Source organism: Oleiphilus sp. HI0123 (assembly GCF_001635315.1).
On record NZ_LWGE01000574.1, the window covers coordinates 1 to 442 of the forward strand.

Genomic DNA, 442 nt, shown 5'->3' on the forward strand with positions numbered 1-442 from the left:
GGCGCTGGCAATCATTATTGAGCGTTTCTGGACTTTGCGGGTCAGCCGATTGGCACCAAAGGTTTTGGTTCAGGACTTGTGGGCTGCTATCAAAAAGAAAGAACTTAACTCGCGTAAGTTGAAAGAGTTAAAAGAAGCTGCACCGCTAGGTCGAGTTCTTGCAGCTGGTTTGGCAAATGCTCGTCATGGTCGAGAGATCATGAAAGAGAGCATTCAGGAAGAAGCCAGTCATGTGGTGCATGAAATGGAACGCTTTTTAACGGCACTTGGAACGATTGCTGTGATTACGCCTTTGTTGGGCTTGTTGGGTACCGTTATTGGTATGATTAAAGTCTTTGCTCAGTTGCAGCTAGAAGGTGCCGGTAATGCCGCTGCTCTAGCGGGTGGTATTTCTGAAGCATTGATAACGACTGCCGCGGGTATGACAGTTGCTATTCCTGCT

At 47.7% G+C, this 442-nt stretch carries 1 protein-coding gene; it reads left to right on the top strand.

Going from position 1 to position 442, the window contains the following annotated elements:
- The coding region (locus A3761_RS05265; RefSeq protein ID WP_068749951.1) for a MotA/TolQ/ExbB proton channel family protein at positions 1 to 442 on the top strand (442 nt) is incomplete at both ends.